The following is a 21,270-nucleotide window of genomic DNA, read 5'->3' as shown; positions in this document are numbered from 1 at the left end:
GCGCCTCGCGTGTGTTTCGGGTCCGGGCCGTCGGCCCGGTGCGGCTCGGTGGAAGGTGCGGACTCAGTGGAAGAAGTGCCGGGTTCCGGTGAAGTACATGGTGATCCCGGCCGCCCGCGCCGCCTCGATCACCTGTTCGTCGCGGACCGAACCGCCGGGCTGGACCACCGCGCGCACGCCGCCCGCGATCAGCACCTCCAGGCCGTCGGCGAACGGGAAGAACGCGTCGGACGCGGCCACCGAGCCGGCCGCCCGCTCGCCGGCGCGCTGCACGGCCAGCTTGGCCGAGTCGACCCGGTTGACCTGCCCCATGCCCACGCCCACGGTGGCGCCGCCGGACGCGAGCAGGATCGCGTTGGACTTGACCGCGCGCACCGAGCGCCAGGCGAACACCAGGTCGCGCAGCGTCTCGGCGTCGACGGGCTCGCCGGTGGCCAACGTCCAGGCCGCCGAGTCGTCGCCGGGCGCCTGGTAGCGGTCCGCGTTCTGCAACAGCAGCCCGCCGTCGATCTGGCGGAACTCGGCGGGCGTGCGCGGCGCCTCGGGAGCGCGCAGCACCCGGATGTTCTTCTTGCGGGCGAGCACCTCGACCGCGCCGTCCTCGTAGTCGGGCGCGACGATCACCTCGGTGAAGATCTCCGTGACCTGCTCGGCCATCGCCACGCTCACCGGGCGGTTGACCGCGATCACGCCGCCGTAGGCGGAGACCGGGTCGCTCGCGTGCGCCCTGCGGTGCGCCTCGGCGACATCGGCGCCGATCGCGATCCCGCACGGGTTGGCGTGCTTGATGATCGCCACGCACGGCTGCTCGTGGTCGTACGCGGCGCGCCGGGCCGCGTCGGTGTCCATGTAGTTGTTGTAGGACATCTCCTTGCCGTGGAACTGCTCGGCGCCCGCGAGGCCGCCGGTGCCGTCCACGTACAGGGCCGCGGCCTGGTGCGGGTTCTCGCCGTAGCGGAGCACGTTCTCCCGGCGGCGGACCGAGCCGAGGAAGGCCGGGAAGCTCTCCTGGTCGGCCGGCGCGTAGCCGTTCGAGAACCAGGAGGCGACCGCGACGTCGTAGGCGGCGGTGTGCCCGAATGCCTCGCCCGCGAGCCGCTTGCGCTGCGCGAGGTCGAAGCCGCCGACCTCGATCGCGGCGAGCACGTCGGCGTAGCGGTCCGGGCTGGTCACCACCGCGACGGACGGGTGGTTCTTGGCCGCGGCGCGGACCATCGACGGGCCGCCGATGTCGATCTGCTCGACACACTCGTCGTCGGACGCGCCCGACTCGACGGTGGCGGAGAACGGATACAGGTTGACCACGACCAGGTCGAACGGCCGTACGTCCAGCTCTTCGAGCTGCGCGCGGTGCGACTCCAGGCGCAGGTCGGCCAGGATGCCGGCGTGCACGCGCGGGTGCAGGGTCTTGACCCGGCCGTCCAGGCACTCCGGGAATCCGGTCAGTTCCTCGACCTTGGTCACCGGAACACCGGCGGCGGCGATCCGCCCGGCGGTGGAGCCGGTGGAGACCAGCTCGACGCCGGCCGCGTGCAGGCCCTGGGCCAGCTCCTCCAGGCCGGTCTTGTCGTACACGCTGATCAACGCGCGACGGATCGGGCGGCGTGCCTCGTCCTCGGTGGCGGTGGGGGTGGGGGCGGCGGAAGTCATGCGGGGATCCGGACCTTTCTTCCTTCGATGCGGTAGCCCTCGCGGGCCAGCCGGCCCACGACCTCGACGAGCAGGGTGCGCTCGACAGTCTTGATGCGCTCGTGCAACGCCTCGCCGCCGTCGGCGTGATCGCCGTCCTCGACCGTGACGACGCCCTGAGCGATGATCGGCCCGGTGTCCACGCCGGCGTCCACCAGGTGGACCGTGCAACCGGTCACCTTGGCGCCGTACGCGAGCGCGTCCCGGACGCCGTGCGCGCCGGGGAACGAGGGCAGCAGTGCGGGGTGGGTGTTGACGGTGCGTCCCTCGAACCGGGCCAGGAAACGCGGGCCCAGGATCTTCATGAAGCCGGCCGAGACCACCAGGTCGGGCTCGTACGCGGCGACCGCGTCGGCGAGCGCGGCGTCCCAGCTTGCCCGGTCCGGGTGGTCGCCGACCCGCTCCACGAAGGTGGGGACATCGGCCTGCTCGGCCCGGGTCAGCCCGGCGATCCGCTCACGATCGGCGCCCACGGCCACCACCCGCGCGCCGTACGCGGGATCCGCGCACGCGTCGAGCAGGGCCTGGAGGTTGGTACCGGAGCCGGAGACCAGCACGACGAGCCGGGCCGGCCCAGGGGTACGCGGGGCGTGAACGGCCACTGCTTTTCGGCTCTTTCCGGAAGGGAAGGGCGGGAGGGGCACCGAATGCATTCGGGCTCTCGCCGGGATCTCGCACGGGTCCGGCGGGCGTTCCCCGACAGGAGGCGGGAACACGGAGCGGCGCCCGTACGTCGGCAACGATAGCGTCAGGGGGTAGGCAGTACCGAACCGGCGGGGTGGGATGCCGGCGACGGGGCCGGCGGCAGGCCCTTGGGGCCACACGGCGCCGCCGCCCGACTACGGTGCACCCCGCACACGTACGATCCTGGGAAGGGAATCCCGCGATCCGGCACGACGAGGGCAGGCAGAGGATGAGTACCGGCAACGAGACCGACGAGCGGGATCCCTACGCCCCGCCGCCGGAGGGTACGCCCGATCGCCCGCCGGCCGCCCCGTGGAACGTGCCCGGCAACGGGCGAGGGGACGGCGGCGACGGGGGCGATCGGCACGGCCGCGAGGACCGGCCGCAGCGGGCACCGCGCGAGCCGCGGGAACAGCCCGACCCGAAGGACATCCGGGTCCGCAATGGCCGACTGGCGCTGTGGTCGGGGGTGTGGGCGGTGTTCTTCGCGCTGTTCCTGCCGTCCGACCTGGGTCTGGTGCTGGGCGTGGTGCTGGGTGTGGTCGCCCTGGTGCTCGGCATCCGCACGGTGCGCGGGTCGACGCCGGCCACGGCCGGGCCGCGGATCGAGGAGGGTCCGGGCGGCACCGCCCGGCACCCGGGGCACGCCCCGGGTGGGCCGGCCCACCGGCCGCGGGTGCGCCGACCGGCGGGCGCCCGCTCCGGCGCCGCGCTCGCGGGCCTGGTCACCGGCGCCATCGCGGTGGTCTACGTGCTGGGCGTGTGGACGTTCGAGGCGGCCAACAAGGACTACTACGACTGCATGGACAGCGCGCTCACCAAGACCGGCGAGCAGCGCTGCCTGGACAAGCTGCCCGAGCGCTACCACTTCCTCGTGGACGGCACGATCTAGGTCGGTCCGGTCGTCCCCAAGGCCGTCTCCGCTTCGGCGGAGGCGGCCTTCGCGTTGTCCCGGCCGCGCCACCAGGTGGTGATCAGCGCGGTCGGGGCGGCGATCAGCGCGATCTCGACGGTCAGCGCGGCGGCGGTGCGCCACACGTTCGGGCCCAGTTCGGCGAGATTGGCCAGGCCCGCGGTGCCCGAGGCCAGGCGGGTCGAGGCGAGGGTGAGCAGGCCGACGCCCAGACCCGCGCCGGCCGCGTGCGAGGTGACCGCGAGCCAGGCCCGGGGCGGCTCGGCCCGGGCCGCGAACAGGCCCGCCGCGATGCCCGCGAGCAACGGGAGCACGGCGGGCGCCCACGCGGTCGAGGGCACCGTGGCGGGCCCGGGCAGCGCGGCGAACAGGGGCAGGGTGGGCAACGGGCCGAACGTGCTGCCGGTCGGCGCGAGCGTGGTGGCCGCGCCGAGCGCGAACCCGGTGCCGGCCGCGTAGGACACCGCCCACACGATCGCGTTGGGCACCAGCACCGCGCACAACACGGCCAGCGCCGCGAAGCCGACCGCGTCGTGCGTGGTCAGCGCCAGCGCCACGCGGACCTGGCCGGCGTGCGCGAACAGACACGCGAGCACCAGGAGCGCCCCGCCCGCCGCGAGCACCGCCGCCGAGGCCAGACCGGCCCGCACGGCCGGCATCCGCACCAGCGCGGGTCCGAACGCGCCCAGCACCCCCGCGGCCAGGACACCGAGTGCGGCCGTCGCGACGGTGCCGGACACCGGCCGCACGCTCGCGGTGCCGACGCCGGCGGCCACCGTGTACATCAGCCCGGTGTAGACCAGTACCTGCGACCCGAGCACGATCGCGGTCCCGGCGAGGCCGTCCGCGAGCCGGCGGCCGAGCCGGCACAGCAGCCAGATCAACGGCACGGTCAGGCCGAGCGGGGCCAGCCGCAGCGGTACGACGGTCACGATCGGTTCCACCGAGCCGGTCGCGGTGTGGCTGATCTCGACGAACTCGAAGCCGACGTGGTGCACCGCGAGCCAGATGCCGCCGATCACCCGCAGCAGCGCCTGCGGGTGATCGAAGCCGCCCGAGGTGGCCCCGCACATGGCCACGATCAGTACGAGCATCGCCACCGTGCCGAGCCCCGCGCCGACCGCGAGCAGCGCGGACGCCACGCCTCGGGCGAGGGCCTGCGCGATCCGGGCGGTGTCGGGACGGCGACGGGCGAAGCCGGCCAAGGCGGCCCGACCCGGCAGCGCGGCCAGGACGGCGAGCGGCGGACGACCGGGCGGCGGCGGTCCCCACGGCCGCCCTGCGCCCGGAGCGGGTCGACCCGCGGTCTCGACCGGGTTCGACGCCGGGAGCGCGACGGGCGGACGATCGGGCCTGGGCGGAACGACGATCGGCGGTGCGTCGGGGCAAGGCGGCGCGGCCGGCGACTCGACGGACTCGGACTCGGGGCTCTCGCACTCGAGGGACTCGGCCTGGGAAGTCTCGGGCTCGACCGACTCGGGCTCGGGCACATAGGGCTCGACGGACCCGGGCTCAGGGGTCTTGGGCTCAGGGGTCTCGGACTCGGGGCTGTCGGGCTCGGGGATGTCGGGCTCAGGGGTCTCGGGCTGTGGAGTCCCGGGCGCGGGGGTCCGGCCCAGGGCCTCGCCGAGGGACCCGGGCGGCAGAGCCGGAAAACGCTCGACTCCCGCCCACGGAGTGGACCCGACCACCGTCCAGGGCGCCGACGGGCCGTGCTCGGTTTCCGGCGTTTCGGTCACGATTCCCATGCTGCCCACGTGGCTACGATCCGAGCCGCATATGACCACCAGACGTGACAGAACACCCCATTTGATCGATTGAACACATTTAATATGCATTATCGATCGACCCTCGGGTACCTCACGCCCCCATGGGCCTCGACGACGAGCGGATCGACCCGCGCGAACCCACCCCGGGCTTCGACGCCCTGTACGCGGCGATCGCCCCCGACATCGCGCGCTACGCGTATGTGTTGACCGCGAGCCCGGCCCGGGCCGCACACGTGACCCGGCACGCGTTCGCGCTGGTCTGGCGGGACCTGCCGGAGGTCGGCGACACCCCCGCCGACGCCGCCTATGTACGCACCCTTGCGGGTGATCTCGCGCTGGGTCGCCGGTTCCTGCTGCGGCGCGCCCTCTGGCGGCTGGTGCCGCATCCGGATCACACCGACCGGGTCGTCCCGCACGCCGAGGACGACGCGCGTCGCGACCAGGACATCGCGCTCCTGCGCGCGCTCCAGCGGGTGCCGAGCCATCGTCGGCGGGTGTTCGTGATGCGCCACCTGTTCGGGATGTCGCCGGAGCAGGTCGCGGTCGAGACCGAGGCGACCACCGACGCCACCCGGGTCCGGCTCCTGCACGCGCACGAGGACCTCGCCGAGCTGGTGCCCGCGTTGACCGGCCCGTCGCCGAACTGCCCCGAGGCGCACGACTTCCTGACCACGCTCACCCGCGACCTCGCGGCCCGCCACGAACCGCGCGTGCCCGGTCCGCACGCCTCCCGGGTGGGCAGCCGGGCCCGGACCGCGGTACTGATCACGGTGGTCGCGGCGGCGATCCTCGCGCTGCTGATCGCCGCGCTGCCGCGGCTGCTCGTTCCGGGCACCTCGCGCGACTCGCGGGGCGGCGACCGGATCCGACCGATCACCGGGTCCGAGGCGGCCCGCAGGGTGCCGCCGGTACCCGCCGACCTCGAGACCCCGCCGGCACCGGCCGCGGCCTCGCCCGCTCCGGAGACCGTCGCCGCAAAGCCGCCCTCGACCACCCCCGAGGCCGCCCCCGAGACCGCCGAGCCGACCCCGGCGGCCGGGCAACCACCCGCGCCGAAGCCCACCGCCGCGCGCCCTGAGCCGATCACGCCGCTGGTACGGCCGGTGGCGCCCGCCGCCGACCGGCGGTGGGGTCCCTCCTCGCCGCCTCGGGACACGCTCGCGCACGGTCCGGCCGCGCTGCTGGCCCCGGAGACCGGCTTCACCCTGGACACGAGCTGCGTGGACAACGGGCTGCCCCGCACGTCGTAGCGCCGACGAGCCGGTGCGCCCACACCGGAAAACCACGACGCCCCGCGGGCCGCCTGGACGGCGGCTCGCGGGGCGTCGTGGGTCACGGGTGACCGGGAGGTCAGCCCGCCATGATCTCGCGCATCAGCCGCGCGGTCTCGGACGGCGTCTTGCCGACCTTGACCCCGACGGCCTCGAGCGCGTCCTGCTTGGCCTGCGCGGTGCCCGAGGAGCCCGAGACGATGGCGCCGGCGTGGCCCATGGTCTTGCCCTCGGGGGCGGTGAAGCCCGCGACGTAGCCGACGACCGGCTTGGTGATGTGCTCGGCGATGTAGGCCGCGGCACGCTCCTCGGCGTCGCCGCCGATCTCGCCGATCATCACGATCGCGTCGGTGTCCGGGTCGTCCTGGAACGCCTGGAGGCAGTCGATGTGCGTGGTGCCGATGATCGGGTCGCCACCGATGCCGACGGCGGTCGAGAAGCCGATGTCGGCCAGCTCGTACATCATCTGGTAGGTCAGCGTGCCCGACTTGGACACCAGACCGATCCGGCCCGGCTTGGTGATGCTGGCCGGGATGATGCCCGCGTTGGACTGACCCGGGGTGATCAGGCCGGGACAGTTCGGCCCGATGATCCGGGTCTTGTTGCCCTTGGCGCCGGCGAGCGCCCAGAACTGCGCGGTGTCGTGCACCGGCACGCCCTCGGTGATCACCACGGCGAGGCCGATCTCGGCCTCGATGGCCTCGACCACGGCGTCCTTGGTGAACTTCGGCGGCACGAAGACCACGGTGACGTCCGCGCCGGTGGCCGCCATGGCCTCGGCCACGGTGCCGAATACCGGTACCTCGGTGCCGTCCACGTCGACCGTGGTGCCGGCCTTGCGCGGGTTCACGCCACCGACGATGTTCGTCCCGGAGGCGAGCATCCGGTGGGTGTGCTTCATCCCCTCGGAGCCGGTCATGCCCTGGACGATGACCTTGCTGTCCTTGGTCAGGAAGATAGCCATGTTGGGTCGGTCTCCCTTACTTCGCGGCAGCGAGCTCGGCGGCCCGCTCGGCCGCGCCATCCATGGTGTCCACCTGCTGGACCAGCGGGTGGTTCGCGTCGGTGAGGATCTGCCGACCCAGCTCCGCGTTGTTGCCGTCCAGACGCACGACGAGCGGCTTGGTGACCGCCTCGCCCTTCTGCTTCAGCAGTTCGAGCGCCTGCACGATGCCGTTCGCGACCGCGTCGCACGCGGTGATGCCGCCGAAGACGTTGACGAACACCGACTTGACGTCGGCGTCGCCCAGGATGATCTCCAGGCCGTTCGCCATCACCTCGGCGGACGCGCCGCCGCCGATGTCGAGGAAGTTGGCCGGCTTCACGCCGCCGTGGTTCTCGCCGGCGTACGCGACCACGTCGAGCGTGGACATGACCAGACCCGCGCCGTTGCCGATGATGCCGACCGAACCGTCGAGCTTGACGTAGTTGAGGCCCTTGGCCTTGGCCGCCGCCTCCAGCGGGTCGGCCGCGTCCTTGTCCTCGAGCTCCGCGTGGTCGGGGTGCCGGAAGTCGGCGTTCTCGTCCAGCGAGACCTTGCCGTCCAGCGCGATGATCTTGCCCTCTTCGGACTTGATCAGCGGGTTGACCTCGACGAGCGTGGCGTCCTCTTCGACGAAGACGGTCCACAGCGTCTTGAGGGTCGCGACGATCTGGTCGTGCAGCTCGGCCGGGAACTTCGCCGCCTCGACGATCTCGCGGGCCTTGGCCTCGGTCACGCCCTCGATCGCGTCGACCGGGATCTTGGCGAGCGCGTCGGGGTTCTCCTCGGCGACGACCTCGATCTCGACGCCGCCCTCGACCGACGCCATCGCCAGGAAGGTGCGGTTGGTGCGGTCGAGCAGGAACGAGACGTAGTACTCGTCCACCGGCTTGGCCAGACCGGCCAGCATGACCTTCTTGACGATGTGGCCCTTGATGTCGAGGCCGAGAATCTGCTCGGTCTTCTCGACGACCTCGTCGGTGCTGAAGGCCAGCTTCACGCCGCCGGCCTTGCCGCGGCCACCGACCTTCACCTGGGCCTTGACGACGGCCTTGCCGCCCATGCGCTCGGCGGCGGCCCGTGCCTCCTCCGGCGTGAAGACGACTTCACCGGGCAGAACCGGCACACCGTGCTTAGCGAAGAGATCCCTCGCCTGGTACTCGAACAGGTCCACGCGGGTCCGTCCTTGTGATCGCGATCGGATATGCGGAAGATGCGCAGCCGCGTCCGTCGTCGCACAGGTCCGGCAGGCTCGCCCCCAGTTCTGGTGGACGGCGTCCGCACGCGTAGCTGATCCGCCTTGCAGGCTATCGGGCAGGAGTGCCGACCCCGAATCAGGGTCTCGCTCCCGCCCCGGGTCGTTCCCCGGACACGCCGTCACCGCGCGCCGAGATCCGCCCGTTTACGCCTGTTCCACCGTGACACAGGGAACACACCCGCACAGACCGTGATGCCTCGATGTGGCCGATCCCACGCCAGCAGCCGCGCTCGACAATCACACTTATCCGGATTCCCGGCGCACGAACGAACGGACGGTCACGATGGTCACGCAACCCGGTCCCGACGAAGGAAGGAGGCTCCGCCGACCACGGTCACGGGCGCTTTCGGCGACCCGACGAAGTTCATCGCCTCGCTACCGGCTCCCCGGGGAATCCGCGTGGAGTTCATCGAGGGGATCTACCGCATGGCACCGCCCGCCGACGAGCAGCACAATTTCTGGGCGATCGACATCCTGGTCATGTTGCGCAACGCAGGCGTCCCACACGCGGTGGCGGGAGTCGGTTACTGTCCCGAAGCGGTCGGCGACGCCCATGTGACCGGCGCGTTCATCCCGGATTTCGCGGTGCAACATCGCCTTGCCGACGCTTCGGACATCGAGTTCCGCAGGAACCACGACGGCTGGTACCCCTCGACCATGCTTCGTCTCGTCGGCGAGATCACTTCGCCAGGTGACGCCGATGTCGACCGGGAGGGAAAGTATCGGACGTACGCCCGAGCAGGGATCCCCGTCTACCTGCTGATCGACCGTCAAAAGGGGGTGGCAATCGCCTACTCCGAGCCGGTCGACAACGGCGAGGACCCCCGATACAACATCGCCCACCAGGTCGGCCTGGGAACAAAGCTCGAACTTCCCGACGACCTCCCCGCGATCGACACGGCCGCGTTCACCTGATCCGTCACGACTCCGGTACCGGTAGTGGCAGGCCCTGGACCGCCGCCGCCATCACCTCCGGGAACAGGTCGGGGGTGCAGGCGAAGGCCGGGCTGCCGAGGGCGGCGAGGGCGGCCGCGTTGGTGTGGTCGTAGGCCGGAGCGCCCTCGTCGGAGAGGGCGAGCAGGGTGACGAAGGTGGTGCCGGCCGCCTGCATGGCCGCCGCGCGGCGGAGCATCTCGTCCCGGACGCCCCCCTCGTACAGGTCGCTGATCAGCACGACGACCGTCTCCGCGGGTCGGGTGATCAGCGATTGGCAGTAGGCCAGGGCGCGGTTGATGTCGGTGCCGCCGCCGAGTTGGGTGCCGAACAGCACGTCCACCGGATCGCTCAGTCGTTCGGTGAGGTCGACCACGCTCGTGTCGAAGACGACCAGCGAGGTCCGGAGCGAGCGCATCGAGCCCAGCACCGCGCCGAAGACCGACGCGTAGACCACCGACGCCGCCATCGAGCCGGACTGGTCGATGCACAGGATCACGTCCTTTTGCACCCCGTGCCGCTGCCGGCCGTAGCCGACCAGGCGCTCCGGCACGATCGTGCGGTGCTCGGCCTGGTAGTGCTTGAGGTTGGCCTTGATCGTGGCGTTCCAGTCGATGTCGTGGTGGCGCGGACGGTTGATCCGGGTGGCCCGGTCCAGCGCGCCCTGGACCAGGCTCGTGGTGCGTTGCGCGACCCGGCGCTCCAGGTCGTCGACCACCGTGCGGACCACCGCGCGGGCCGCCTCCTTGGTGGCCTCGGGCATCAGCTTGTTGAGCGCGATCAGGGTGCCGACCAGGTGCACGTCCGGCTCGACGGCGGCCAGCATCTCCGGCTCCAGGAGCAGCCGGGTCAGGTCGAGCCGCTCGATCGCGTCCTGCTGGAGGATCTGTACGACGCCCGCCGGGAAGTGCTCGCGGATGTCGCCGAGCCAGCGGGCCACCGAGGGCGCGGAGGCACCCAGGCCGGCCGCGCGCGGGCCGCTGCCGCGCCTGCTGCCGCGCGGGGCCGGCGTCTCCGGGCGGTACAGCGCGGCCAGGGCCTGGTCGATCCGCAGGTCTTCGCCGGTGGGGCCGTAGCCGGTGCCGTCCGCGTCGCCGCCCAGCACCAGTCGCCAGCGGCGCAGACGTTCCTCGGTCGTGCTCTCGCTCATCCGATGGCCACCTTCGGATGTCGCAGGCCGAGGATGTCGGCCAGCAGCGGCAGCGTGGCGTCCGCCCGCCCGCCGTCGAACAAATCCGCGGTCGCGGCTGCGGCGGCCGGCTGTGCGGGGGTGCGCACCCGCTCGCCGAGCATCCGCCGCTCGGCCGCCGCGAAGGTGGCGAAGGTGCGTCGCAGCAGCGGCAGGATCTCGGTGAAAAGGTCGGCGGGGGTGTCGGTGAGCCACTCGTCGACCAGCGCCATCAGCCGTTCGTCGTGCACGAGCAGCATGCCGCCGCCGGCCAGGAATCCCTCGATCCAGGCGGCCGATTCGCGATGCGAAACGCCTCGGGTCAGCGCCCGGGCCAGCTTCGGGGCGGCCTCCCGCGGGTCGAGCCGGCCCAGGTCGAGCAGCAGCCGGGTGGCCCGGCCGGTGAGCAGGCCGGGCAGGTTTTCCCGGTCGGCGAGCCGGTCCAGGGCCGTGTACCAGTCCTGCTGTTGCTCGTCGCCGAGCAGTTGCACGGCGGCGTGCACGGCGTCCAGGTGTCGGCGCATCGCCTTGGCGCCGTCGTCGTCCAGGCCCGCGCAGGCGGGCAGCAGTCCGACGCAGATCCGGACCACCAGGCCGGCCACCACGGTGCCCAGCGCGGAGGTGTCGGTGCCGCGCACGTCGCCGTAGCGCAGCGCGCGCACCAGCCCCGGCAGCGCCTCGGCGAGTTTGCCCACGTCGGTGTCCAGTGCGGCGCGCCGGTCCAGGACGCGCATGATCAGCGGCAGCGCGTCGGGCAGGTCGGCACGCAGGCAGCGCTCGGCCACGTCGGTGACATCGGCCAGCGATTCGGCCCGGATCGCCAGATCGGCCGTGCGCGCCGCGGCGGCGGCGAGCACGGTGGTCCCCCACACGCCCGCCTCGGCGACCCGGATGGCCAGCTCGGGCTGCCAGTCCAGGCGCCAGGTCTCGCGAAAGGTGCCCTTGCTCTCCCGGGCCCGGGCCGGCACACCCCACGGGACGTCCAGCAGGGCGAGTCGGTTGAGCAGCCGGCTGCGGTCGGCGTGCGACTCCTTGCGCAGGTCGAGTTCGAGTTCGCGGGGCGCGGGCTCGGGCTTCAGGCGCAGTCGGCGCTGCTCGCGGGACAGGTCGCGCTGGAGCGGTACGGCGGGCACCGTGTCGGGCACCTCGCCGATCACGTCGCCCACCACGAGGGCGTCGTGCACCAGTGCGAGCGGGCCGGTCACCCCGTCGCACATCACCGCGCGGACCGCCTCGATCGTCTCGTCCAGGCCCGCCAGCGGGCGCCCGCGCAGCGCGGCCAGCGCACTGGCGTGCCGGGTCGCCTCGATCACGTGGGCGGAGGACACCGGATGACCCGCGTCACGCAGCAGCGCGGCGATCCGGACGAACCAGCGGGGCAACAACTCGTGTTCGTCGGTGTTCGTGTACAGGTGTCGGTACCACCCGGGCGAGGCGACGCCCGCGCCGTAGCCGGAGCTCTGCGCGAGTCGGCGGTGCGTCCAGGGCACCCAGGTGGTCTCCACCTTGACCCTGGCCCGGTGCGGCGCCAGCAGCGCGCGGTCGGCGGCGGCCGAGGGGAGCCGGGCGAGCGCGGGCAGGTGCCAGGCACCGCACACCACGGCGATCCGCCGGTGGCCGGCGCGGCGCGCGGACCGGATGCCCTGGCGCATGTGTGCCTCACGCAGCCGCTCGACGTCGGGTTCGGCCGCCGGGTCGGGCGCGGGCTCGTCCTCGCGCAGCGCGGCCATCGCCTCGGCGAGCGCGGCGAACGGGGTCAGCGCGTCGCCGCCGGTGGGCAGCCGGTGCTCGATCACGTCCTCCCACCAGCGCTCCGGGTCGTCCTGGCCGGCCAGCCCGGCGAGTTCCGCGATCGGGTCGACGCGCGACGGCGCGGGCGCGGCCTCCTCGTCCCGGGGCGGGTCGGTCTCGGCGCGCTCCCTGCGGGCCCGGTCGAGCGTGAAGGACACCGCGACCGGCAGGTCGACGAAGCGGATCGGCACGCCGTGTGCGCCCGCGTACCGGATCGCCACCCACTCGGGGCTGAAGTCGGCGTACGGCCAAAAGCCCGCCTGCGCGGGATCGTCGGCCGCGTGCGCGAGCAGCGCGACGGGGGGTCGCATGTCGGGATCGGCGGCGAAGGACAGCAGCACGTCCGCCTCGGGCGGGCCCTCGACCAACACGATGTCCGGCGCGACCTGCGCGAGCGCGGCGGCCACCGCCCGGGCCGACCCCGGGCCGTGGTGCCGCACGCCGAGCAGGATCGGCGGGTCGACCGCGGGGGGCGCCATCAGGCCCGGTCCGCGTCGCGGCAGGCCCGGTAGAAGTCCTGCCAGTCGGCGCGCGGACGCACCGCGGTCTCCAGGTATTCGCGCCAGACCAGGGTGTCCGCCGCCGGGTCCTTGACCACCGCGCCCAGGATGCCCGCGGCCACGTCCGCCGAGCGCAGCACGCCGTCGCCGAAGTGTGCGGCCAGCGCCAGGCCGCCGGTGACCACGGAAATCGCCTCGGCGGTGGACAACGTCCCGGACGGGGTCTTCAGCTTGGTCCGCCCGTCCTCGGTCAGACCGGCCCGCAGTTCGCGGAACACCGTCACCACGCGCCGCAGTTCGGCCTCGGCGGCGGCCACCGGCGGCAGGTCGAGCGAGGAGCCGAGCTGGGCCACTCGGCGGCTGACGATGTCCACCTCGGCGTCCGCGGTCGCCGGCAGCGGGAGCACCACGGTGTTGAACCGGCGGCGCAACGCGGAGGACAGATCGTTGACCCCGCGGTCGCGGTCGTTGGCGGTGGCGATCAGGTTGAACCCGCGCACGGCCTGGACCTCGTCGTTCAACTCCGGTACCGGCAGCGTCTTTTCGGACAGGATGGTGATCAACGAGTCCTGCACGTCGGCCGGGATCCGGGTCAGTTCCTCGACCCGGGCCACCAGGCCGCGGCTCATCGCGCGCATCACCGGACCGGCCACCATGGCCGCGCGGCTGGGGCCGTGCGCGAGCAGTTGCGCGTAGTTCCACCCGTAGCGAATGGCTTCCTCGGGAGTGCCGGCGGTGCCCTGGACCAGCAGCGTGGAGTCACCGCACACGGCGGCGGCCAGATGCTCGGACACCCACGTCTTGGCCGTGCCCGGCACGCCGAGGAGCAGCAGCGCGCGGTCGGTGGCCAACGTGGTGACGGCGACCTCGATGATCCGCCGGGGGCCGATGTACTTGGGCGAGATCACCGTGCCGTCGGCCAGCGTGCCGCCCAGCAGGTAGGTGGCCACCGCCCAGGGCGAAAGCTTCCAGCGCGGCGGTCGGGGACGCTCGTCGGCGGCGGCGAGCGCGGCCAGTTCGTCGGCGAAGGCGTCCTCGGCATGCGCCCGGAGCACACTCTGCTCAACCGGTTCAGCGGACACAGTCACGGCGCTCCCCCAAGGCTCGAACAAACCCGAACAGAACCCATCCTGCCGCCCGGGTCCGACACGTTCGGGGGTGCCGATCTCACAGGTGATCGAGCAGGAACCCGGTATCGACGGTCGCGTCGAACGGCTCGGGCAGGCGCACCGGGGCGCCGGCCCGTACTCGCCCGGTGAACGTGTAACGCCCGTCGACCGGCTCGAAGTGCACGATCACCTCGTGCTTTTCCCGGTCCACGATCAGCATCACCGGCACCTCGGCTCGGGCGTACTCGCCGGGCTTCTCCCGCAGGTCGACGCGGCGCGTGCTGTTCGAGGTCACCTCGACGAACATCCGGACGCCGGACGCGGACGTCGCGTGCCCGTCCCGGAATTCGGCCTTCTTTCGGGGATCGAGGACGACGAGGTCGGGCGTGCGTTCGGTGCCGACGCCCACCACGAAGGCAACGCCCTCCAACACCGGGATCTCGGCCGGCAGCGAGGGTTCGAGCAGATGGCGCAGGCCGGTGAGGATCCGGGCATGCTTCCAGTCCGGCGACGCCCGCATGACCAGGCCGGCCGGAGAAGCCTCCCACCACACGCTCTCGGGGAACTCGCCGCAGTCGCGCAACATCCGCAGGGCGGTCAGGCGCAGGCTCGCCAGTGGATCGTCCCGATCCGCGTCGTCGGCCATCCGCCCATTCTCGCGCCGCCGAGGTCCGCCGGGCGGGGGACATCCGGTGGTCCACCCGGACGGATGATTGGACCACCGATCGACCGCCCGGCCGTCCGGCCCGAGGGCACCCGGGTTCAGCCGCCCAGGAGCTCCGCGCGCATCGTCGCCCGGTAGTGCAGGGTGTCGGCGAGGGCGCGGAAGGCTTTGGGCCATTCGCCCTCGCCCTGCGCCAGGTGCTCCACGCGGTCGACCACGGCCGGGTGCAGACCGCGGCCGGCCACGTCCCGGGCGCCGCTGAAGCTCCACGGGTAGCCGCCGCCCTCGGCCGCCGCCGCGAGCGCGTCCAGGACCGCGTCGCCCAGCGCCGTCGGCCACGGTACCGGGCAGTTGGTCAGCAGTTGCAGTGCCTCGGACAGCCCGTGCGCGGCGATGTGCCGGGCCACGTGCTCGGCGCACTCGGCCGCCGGCAGCACGGTCAGCAGCCGGGTGGGCGCGCCCCGCCCGGCCAGCGCCCGGGCCCAGTCGACATCGCGCTGGAGCACCGCCGCACGGGCCCAGCCCTCCCGGACGTCCTCGGCGAATCGGCGCGGCAGCACCCGCGCCACGATCTCCTCGGGGCCGGCCCCGAACACCTCCCGCCACACCGCGAGCGGCGTCGCCGCGACGATCTCGCCCAGCCACCACGAGTGGTCCTCGCGCCCGGTCGGCGACGTCTCCGCGATGCCGTCCCGCCGCATCGCCGGATCGCACCCGCTCGGCGGCACCACCAGCACCCGTCCCGCGGCGCCGGGCCGCAGGCAGGCCAGGGCCCGCTCGCGCATCCGGGCCGCGAAGGCCGAGCCGGGCAGTTCGGTCAACAGCCGCGCGGCGGCCACCCGGACCACCTTGGCCCGATCGTCCAGCGCCTCCTCCAGGAACGGCTCGTCGCCCGCCGCCAACCCGGTGCGCAGCGCCGCCACCCACACCGCCCGATCCTCCGCGGGCTCGGCACTCCAGACCCGGGCCAGCAGCCCCCGCGCCGCGTCCGGATCGCCGGTGCGCAACGCCTCGAACGCGGCCAGCCGTTCGCCGAAGCGCCCGTGCCGCCACAACTCGACCGGATCCTCCGGGCCCGGCACCGCGACCCGGGTCAGCCACGCCCACTCCGGGTTGAGCCCGGCCAGCCAACGGCCGCGCGGGCCGGCCAGGTCGGCCACGATCTCGCGCAGATCGGTCCGTGAGCGCGCCGCCGTCAACAACGCGGGCAACTCCGACTCGGGCGCCCGCAGTCCGGCCGCGTGGGCCAGCGCGAGCCATTCGGGCAGGAAGTCCATCCCGTCGCCTTCAAGCAGGATCCGCAACCGCACCCGGGCCCGTTCCGGCACCGACGGCCGGGAGTCCACCTCGCCGCACGGCGCCGGCGGCGCACCCGCCGGGGCCCGCCGGCCCGCCCGCCGGTGCACCATCACGATCGCGGCCAGGTCGAGCAAGCGCACCGCCTCGTCCGCCCGGTCCACCCGCGCGGCCAGCGCCCCCAGCGCGTCCCGCGCGGGCACCTCCGCGGCCGGCCGCCGGCCGGTACCCACCAACGCCGCCGAGACCAGGTCGTCCCATACCGGATCCGCCACCCGCATCCGAACTCCCTTTCCGCACGGGCCGATCGATGGTGTCGACCGGCGCCGGTGATGGTTTTCGGGCCCTTCCGGGCCGACGGCCGATCCCGCCCCACGCCGAGGCGGGGCGAGCGGCCCGGGCTCCGGCTAGAGCTGCACGGCCTGTCCCTCGTGCCACGCGGTCACCGGGACGAATCCGCGCGCGCCGTACTCGCCGAACACGGTCAGCCCGGCGCCCCCGGACATCGCGGACAACCGCCACAACGCCTGCTCACCGGTCCGCGCCCGATCCACCGGCAGCCAGAACCCGTCCGCGCCGGCGATCCGCCATCCCATCGGTTCCGGCACCGCGACCACGCCGGCCAGCACCACCGGCCAGGCTTCCAACCACGGTTCGCTGCGCAGCGCCTCGGCGTAGCCCAGGGTGGCCTCCTCCGGGCCGACCCCCACCGGCTCCTCGCCCGGCATCGGCGCGCCGGTGCGCTCGCCGAGCGCGGCCCGCAGCGGCACCGCGTCGTCGTGGAAGGCCGCGTCCGCCTCGATCGATCGGCCCACCGGCAGGGCCAGTTGCGGCGCGCGCCCCTGCGGCCCGAAGGCCAGCACGAGCGCCGGCCGGCCGGACCGCGCGCCGCGCAGCCAGATCCGCCGCTCGGTCAGATTGCCGTCCGTACTGTCCCGGCTGCCCAGCACCAGCCACCGGTCGTGCACCACGGTGCCCGCGTCGCGCGCCCTGCGCAGCACGTCCTCCGCGTCCACGGTCCAGCCGATCCGGGCCCGCAACCCGGCCACCAGGGACGGGTCCAGATCGTCGGCGTGTTCGTGGGCGCGCAGGAGCAGCCACAACTCGGCGTAGTCCTCCAGCAGCCGGCCGGGCCAACCCTCGGCCCCGGACGCGGGTATCGCCCCGGCCGCCCGCAGCCGGGCCGCCAAGCCCGGCGCCTTGGCGTCGACCATGCGCTCGGCGATGCCGTCCCACATGGCGTATCCCTCGCGCTCGGTGCCCGCCAGGCCCTGCTGGACCCGGTCGGCCAGCCAGCGGCGCAACCGCTCGGCGCCCTCGGCCACCTGGGCCTCGCGCCGCTCGGCCCGCCGCCGGGCCGCGATCGGGTCGGCCGGCGCGGACAAGGCCGACGCGGCCTTGTCGGCCCGCTCGCGGCGCCCGGTCAGCCAAGCGTCGGCCCAGTCGGGGGCGGTCCCGCCGACCGGCACGGCCACCGGGTCGGCGGCCCACAGGAGCAGCAGGCCCAGCGCGTGCTTACAGGGGAACTTGCGGCTGGGACACGAGCATTGCGACGCGGGGCCGGTGAGGTCGACCACGGTGCGGTACGGCGTCGCGCCGCCACCCGCGCACACCCCCCACACCGCGGTCCCGCCGGCGAGCTCCGCGCTGCCCGCGGCCGACCACGGTCGGGGCACCGCCAACCTGCTCCCGGCCTTGCGTGAGGCGGCGTCGGGCGCGAGTGCCAGCACCTGTTCCGCGGTCCACCGTTCCAGCATGACGGTCACGGTACGGGCCGACACCGACACGTGTGTACGAGCCGGCCGAGCCCGCCCGCCGGTTGTCCGGAACCGGGCGAAGTGCCCGCTCAGGCAGGGGTGGTCGCCACGTGCGCGTGCACCCAGTCGACGATGTCCGTGGTCGGCGCGCCCGGGGTGAAGACCGCCGCGACGCCGATGCGCTTCAGCTCCGGGACGTCCTCCTCCGGAATGATGCCGCCGCCGAACACCAGGATGTCCTCGGCCTCGCGCTCCTTGAGCAGTTCGATGACCTTCGCGAACAGCGTCATGTGCGCGCCGGAGAGCACCGACAGACCGATCGCGTCGGCGTCCTCCTGGATGGCCGTCTCGACGATCTGGATCGGCGTCTGGTGCAGGCCGGTGTAGACCACCTCGAAGCCCGCGTCGCGCAGTGCGCGCGCGACCACCTTGACGCCCCGGTCGTGCCCGTCGAGTCCGGGCTTGGCCACCACGATCCGGATCGGTCCGGAAACACCCATCACTGCCTCCATGTACCTAGCGAAGCCCTCGCCCGGAGCGTAACCCGCGCTCGGGACGGCTCGCCGAAGGTGGTCCCCGCCCGGCCCGGGCGCCTGCGCCGCGCCCGCCGCGGGCCGCCCGGGCCCGTCACCCGCTCGGCGGCCCGACCTGCGGTTCTTCTCGCGAGGATTGTCCTGTGAACGTCAAGAGCACTACAGTCCGATTCCGACCAGCCCCCGAGACGAAGGCGACGTAGGTGACGGACGTTCGCTATCCGAGCGAGGATCAGCAGGGTCGCTACGTGCCGGACGCCGAGGGTGCGTACTCCCCTTACGGCTCGTCCGGTTCGATCCAGGGCGGCTACGACCAGGGGTACGGCCAAGTCGCCGGCTACGACGCGAACGCGTACGCGAGCGGTTCCGGCTACCAGGCGGTCGACTCCTCGGGCGGGTGGGGCGTGCCGACGCCGTCCTACGACGGCTACGACGCGAGCGGGACCTACGCCGTTGTCGACCACGGCACCTCGAACCACACCGCCGTCGGCTACGACGCGCCGGGCCACGGCTCCTCGGGTTACGACGCCTCCGGGTATCAACCCGCCTACGACTCCTCGGGATACACCGCCGTTCCGGCCTACGACGCGTACGGCTACGGGTCGCCGACCGGATACGACAGCGGGGCGCACACCGCGGTCACGGGCGGCTACGACGCGACCGGCACGTACGGCTACCCGGCCGTCGGCTACGCGGACGGGGCCGACAGCGGTGTGTACGACGCCTACGGCGCGCAGGCCGGGAACCGGGCCGGCACCGACACCGCGGTGCAGACCGCGCCGTACGTCGACCCGTCCTGGGACAGCGGCTCGAACACCGGTATGTGGTACGCCGCTTCGGACACCGCCGCATGGGAATCCGACACCTGGTTCGCCCCCGCCCCGGTGCGCGACGACGCGGACATGTGGTCCGGCGGCAATCGCTCCACGACGAACCTGTTCGACGACGGCGCGACCCGCGCGCCGGTCGAGCCCGCATTCGATCCCGGTGACCACGACGACAGCGTGCCGGCCCCCACCGACAACGAGGCCGCGCCGGCCGAGGTGCGGGTCGAGCCGGCCGAACGTGTCGGGCAGAAGGGCCGGCCCGCCAAGGCACCCAAGCCCAAGGAAGCCGCCGACAAGGTCCGGGTCAAGCGCAAACGCGGGTTCCCGCTCACCGCCGGCGCACCGCTCGCGGTGATGGGCGCGGCCGCGATGGCCGTCGCCGCGGTCGGCGGCCTGCACACGGCGGGCGCCGAGACCAAGGACGCGGATCCGGTGGCGGGCGGCGAGGACCTGCCGCTGATGTCGTCGATGGACAAGCAGTTGCTGGACCTCCAGGTCGGCGCCGAGGACTTCGCCGAGCGGGCCAGTCGCGCGCAGAGCCGGATCTCGCTCCAGGAGCGCCAGGAAGAGGCCCAGCGGGCCCAGGAAGCCGAGCGCAAGCGCAAGGAGTCCCTCAGGCCCAAGTACGTGCTCCCGGTCACCCAGCGCGGCCTCAGCGCCTATTTCGGCTCGTCCGGCTCCCGCTGGTCGCACACCCACACCGGCATCGACTTCCCGGTCGATCTGAGCACCTCGGTCTACGCGGTCATGGACGGCGTGGTTCGCACCGAGGTGAACAGCGCCTACGGCAACATGGTGATCCTGACCGCCAAGGACGGCACCGAGTTCTGGTACTGCCACCTGACCCGGGCCAAGGTGCGCTCCGGACCGGTCAAGGCGGGCGACGTGATCGCCTACAGCGGCGACACCGGCAACAGCACCGGCCCGCACCTGCACTTCGAGGTCCGCCCCGACGGCGGCGCACCGATCAACCCGCTCCCGTGGCTGCGCTCGAAGGGCCTGGAGCCGACCTGACGGTGGGCACGGTCGGCGCGGCCGATCCGGCGGACGGATCGAGCTGGCCTCGGCTCGGCGGCCCCCGTCCCGGGACTCGGCGATCTACCGTGGACGCATGACCACATCCGAGCCGCAGTTCAGCGCCGAGTCGGGCCGGGGCGGCGAGTTCGTCCGACAGGCCAATCGCTTCACCGGACGACCCGAGGCGGCAGCCGGCCGCTACCAGCTCGTGGTGTCGCTCGCGTGTCCCTGGGCGCATCGGGCGGTGATCGTCCGGCGGTTGCTCGGGTTGGAGGACGCACTCGGGCTGTCGATCGTGGACCCGATCCGGGACGAGACCGGGTGGCGGTTCACCAATCACCCGGACGGGCGCGACCCGGTCACCGGCCTGGCCTTCCTGGCCGACGCCTACCGGGCCAGTGATCCCACCTACGCGGGCCGGGTCACCGTCCCCGCGATCATCGACCTGACCACCGGCCACGTCGTCACCAACGACTACCCGCAGATCACCCTCGACCTGTCCACCCGCTGGACCGCGCTGCACCGCGCCGGCGCGCCGGAGTTGTATCCACAAGCGCTACGCGCCGAGATCGACGCGGTCGCCGCGGACGTGTTCCGGGACGTGAACAACGGCGTGTACCGCTGCGGGTTCGCCACCACGCAGGGAGCCTACGAGGCCGCGTTCGACGCGCTGTTCGCCCGGCTGGACGCGCTGGAGAAGCGGCTGACCGGGCAGCGCTACCTGGTCGGCGACACGATCACCGAGGCGGACATCCGGCTGTTCACCACGCTGGTCCGGTTCGACGCGGTCTACCACGGTCACTTCAAGACCAACCTGCGCAAGCTGACCGAGTATCCGGTCCTGTGGGCCTACGCCCGCGACCTGTTCCAGACCGAGGGTTTCGGCGACACCGTCGACTTCGACCACATCAAGCGGCACTACTACGTCACCCACGACCGGATCAATCCGACCGGCATCGTGCCCAAGGGGCCGGACCCGGCGCTGTGGCTCACCCCGCACGGGCGGGGCCGAACGGGCGGAGGGCGGACACCGGCACCCTCGGGAGCCGCTTCCACTGCTCCTGCGAGGTGCGCGGGATGCCCCGCCCCGCCGCCGACCAGGCCTGGGA

The 21,270-nt window shown here is 73.2% G+C and carries 17 protein-coding genes; 5 read left to right on the top strand and 12 right to left on the bottom strand.

Annotated features, from left to right (window positions below):
* Positions 1-63 precede the first annotated feature (63 nt).
* Together purH and purN are read right to left on the bottom strand one after the other, a co-directional pair.
* A complete protein-coding gene (gene purH / locus ACFXMF_RS36985) occupies positions 64-1,650 on the bottom strand; it encodes a bifunctional phosphoribosylaminoimidazolecarboxamide formyltransferase/IMP cyclohydrolase (protein ID WP_379992465.1) in 1,587 nt (528 codons plus the stop codon).
* Positions 1,647-2,291, bottom strand: coding sequence for a phosphoribosylglycinamide formyltransferase (gene purN, locus ACFXMF_RS36980; protein ID WP_360307860.1), 645 nt, complete (start codon positions 2,289-2,291; stop codon positions 1,647-1,649). The genes purH and purN overlap by 4 nt, the downstream gene beginning before the upstream one ends.
* A 311-nt stretch (positions 2,292-2,602) precedes the next feature.
* On the opposite strand from purN, the gene ACFXMF_RS36975 reads away from it, so the two are divergent.
* On the top strand, positions 2,603-3,265 hold the full coding sequence (locus ACFXMF_RS36975; protein WP_360307857.1) for a hypothetical protein: 663 nt from the start codon (positions 2,603-2,605) through the stop codon (positions 3,263-3,265).
* Here the strand turns inward: ACFXMF_RS36975 and ACFXMF_RS36970 are convergent.
* A complete protein-coding gene (locus ACFXMF_RS36970; protein ID WP_379992463.1) occupies positions 3,262-5,025 on the bottom strand; it encodes a DUF6350 family protein in 1,764 nt (587 codons plus the stop codon). The two genes, ACFXMF_RS36975 and ACFXMF_RS36970, sit on opposite strands and share 4 nt — an antisense overlap.
* A 131-nt stretch (positions 5,026-5,156) precedes the next feature.
* Here ACFXMF_RS36970 and ACFXMF_RS36965 point away from each other — a divergent pair, with 131 nt between their 5' ends.
* Positions 5,157-6,305 carry a sigma factor-like helix-turn-helix DNA-binding protein gene (locus tag ACFXMF_RS36965; protein ID WP_379992462.1) on the top strand — a complete coding sequence of 383 codons (1,149 nt, stop codon included), beginning with the start codon at positions 5,157-5,159 and terminating at the stop codon, positions 6,303-6,305.
* A 100-nt stretch (positions 6,306-6,405) separates the two neighbouring features.
* Here the strand turns inward: ACFXMF_RS36965 and sucD are convergent, their stop codons facing one another.
* On the bottom strand, positions 6,406-7,290 hold the full coding sequence (sucD, locus tag ACFXMF_RS36960) for a succinate--CoA ligase subunit alpha (protein ID WP_360307848.1): 885 nt from the start codon (positions 7,288-7,290) through the stop codon (positions 6,406-6,408).
* 16 nt (positions 7,291-7,306) lie between these two features.
* Entirely contained in the window at positions 7,307-8,482 is a 1,176-nt protein-coding gene (gene sucC / locus ACFXMF_RS36955; protein ID WP_360307845.1) for an ADP-forming succinate--CoA ligase subunit beta, read from the bottom strand.
* Between the two features lie 276 nt (positions 8,483-8,758).
* Here sucC and ACFXMF_RS36950 point away from each other — a divergent pair, with 276 nt between their 5' ends.
* Entirely contained in the window at positions 8,759-9,481 is a 723-nt protein-coding gene (locus ACFXMF_RS36950) for a Uma2 family endonuclease (protein WP_379991373.1), read from the top strand.
* Positions 9,482-9,485: 4 nt separating this feature from the next.
* On the opposite strand, the gene ACFXMF_RS36945 is transcribed toward ACFXMF_RS36950, so the two are convergent.
* The 7 genes from ACFXMF_RS36945 to ACFXMF_RS36915 form a co-directional block, all read right to left on the bottom strand.
* Positions 9,486-10,649 carry a VWA domain-containing protein gene (locus tag ACFXMF_RS36945; RefSeq protein WP_379991368.1) on the bottom strand — a complete coding sequence of 388 codons (1,164 nt, stop codon included), beginning with the start codon at positions 10,647-10,649 and terminating at the stop codon, positions 9,486-9,488.
* A complete protein-coding gene (locus tag ACFXMF_RS36940) occupies positions 10,646-12,937 on the bottom strand; it encodes a DUF5682 family protein (RefSeq protein WP_379991369.1) in 2,292 nt (763 codons plus the stop codon). The genes ACFXMF_RS36945 and ACFXMF_RS36940 overlap by 4 nt, the downstream gene beginning before the upstream one ends.
* A complete protein-coding gene (locus ACFXMF_RS36935; RefSeq protein ID WP_379991374.1) occupies positions 12,937-14,013 on the bottom strand; it encodes an AAA family ATPase in 1,077 nt (358 codons plus the stop codon). Before ACFXMF_RS36935 ends, ACFXMF_RS36940 begins: the two co-directional genes overlap by 1 nt.
* A gap of 112 nt (positions 14,014-14,125) precedes the next feature.
* Positions 14,126-14,713, bottom strand: coding sequence for a Uma2 family endonuclease (locus ACFXMF_RS36930; protein ID WP_379991370.1), 588 nt, complete (start codon positions 14,711-14,713; stop codon positions 14,126-14,128).
* A gap of 116 nt (positions 14,714-14,829) precedes the next feature.
* On the bottom strand, positions 14,830-16,308 hold the full coding sequence (locus tag ACFXMF_RS36925; RefSeq protein WP_360307827.1) for a DUF5691 domain-containing protein: 1,479 nt from the start codon (positions 16,306-16,308) through the stop codon (positions 14,830-14,832).
* A gap of 126 nt (positions 16,309-16,434) precedes the next feature.
* On the bottom strand, positions 16,435-17,784 hold the full coding sequence (locus ACFXMF_RS36920) for an SWIM zinc finger family protein (RefSeq protein WP_360307825.1): 1,350 nt from the start codon (positions 17,782-17,784) through the stop codon (positions 16,435-16,437).
* A gap of 89 nt (positions 17,785-17,873) precedes the next feature.
* Positions 17,874-18,284 carry a cobalamin B12-binding domain-containing protein gene (locus ACFXMF_RS36915; RefSeq protein ID WP_360307822.1) on the bottom strand — a complete coding sequence of 137 codons (411 nt, stop codon included), beginning with the start codon at positions 18,282-18,284 and terminating at the stop codon, positions 17,874-17,876.
* Between the two features lie 236 nt (positions 18,285-18,520).
* Between ACFXMF_RS36915 and ACFXMF_RS36910 the strand changes: the two genes are divergently transcribed.
* Together ACFXMF_RS36910 and ACFXMF_RS36905 are read left to right on the top strand one after the other, a co-directional pair.
* Entirely contained in the window at positions 18,521-20,158 is a 1,638-nt protein-coding gene (locus ACFXMF_RS36910; RefSeq protein WP_379991371.1) for a M23 family metallopeptidase, read from the top strand.
* A 97-nt stretch (positions 20,159-20,255) separates the two neighbouring features.
* A partial coding sequence (locus tag ACFXMF_RS36905; protein WP_380021001.1) for a glutathione S-transferase family protein occupies positions 20,256-21,270 on the top strand: 1,015 nt, incomplete at its 3' end.

It is taken from the genome of Embleya sp. NPDC059213 (genome assembly GCF_042754445.1).
Lineage (GTDB): Bacteria > Actinomycetota > Actinomycetes > Streptomycetales > Streptomycetaceae > Embleya.
The sequence above is the reverse complement of the archived record's forward strand: the minus strand, read 5'-3'. Positions and strand labels throughout refer to the sequence as shown.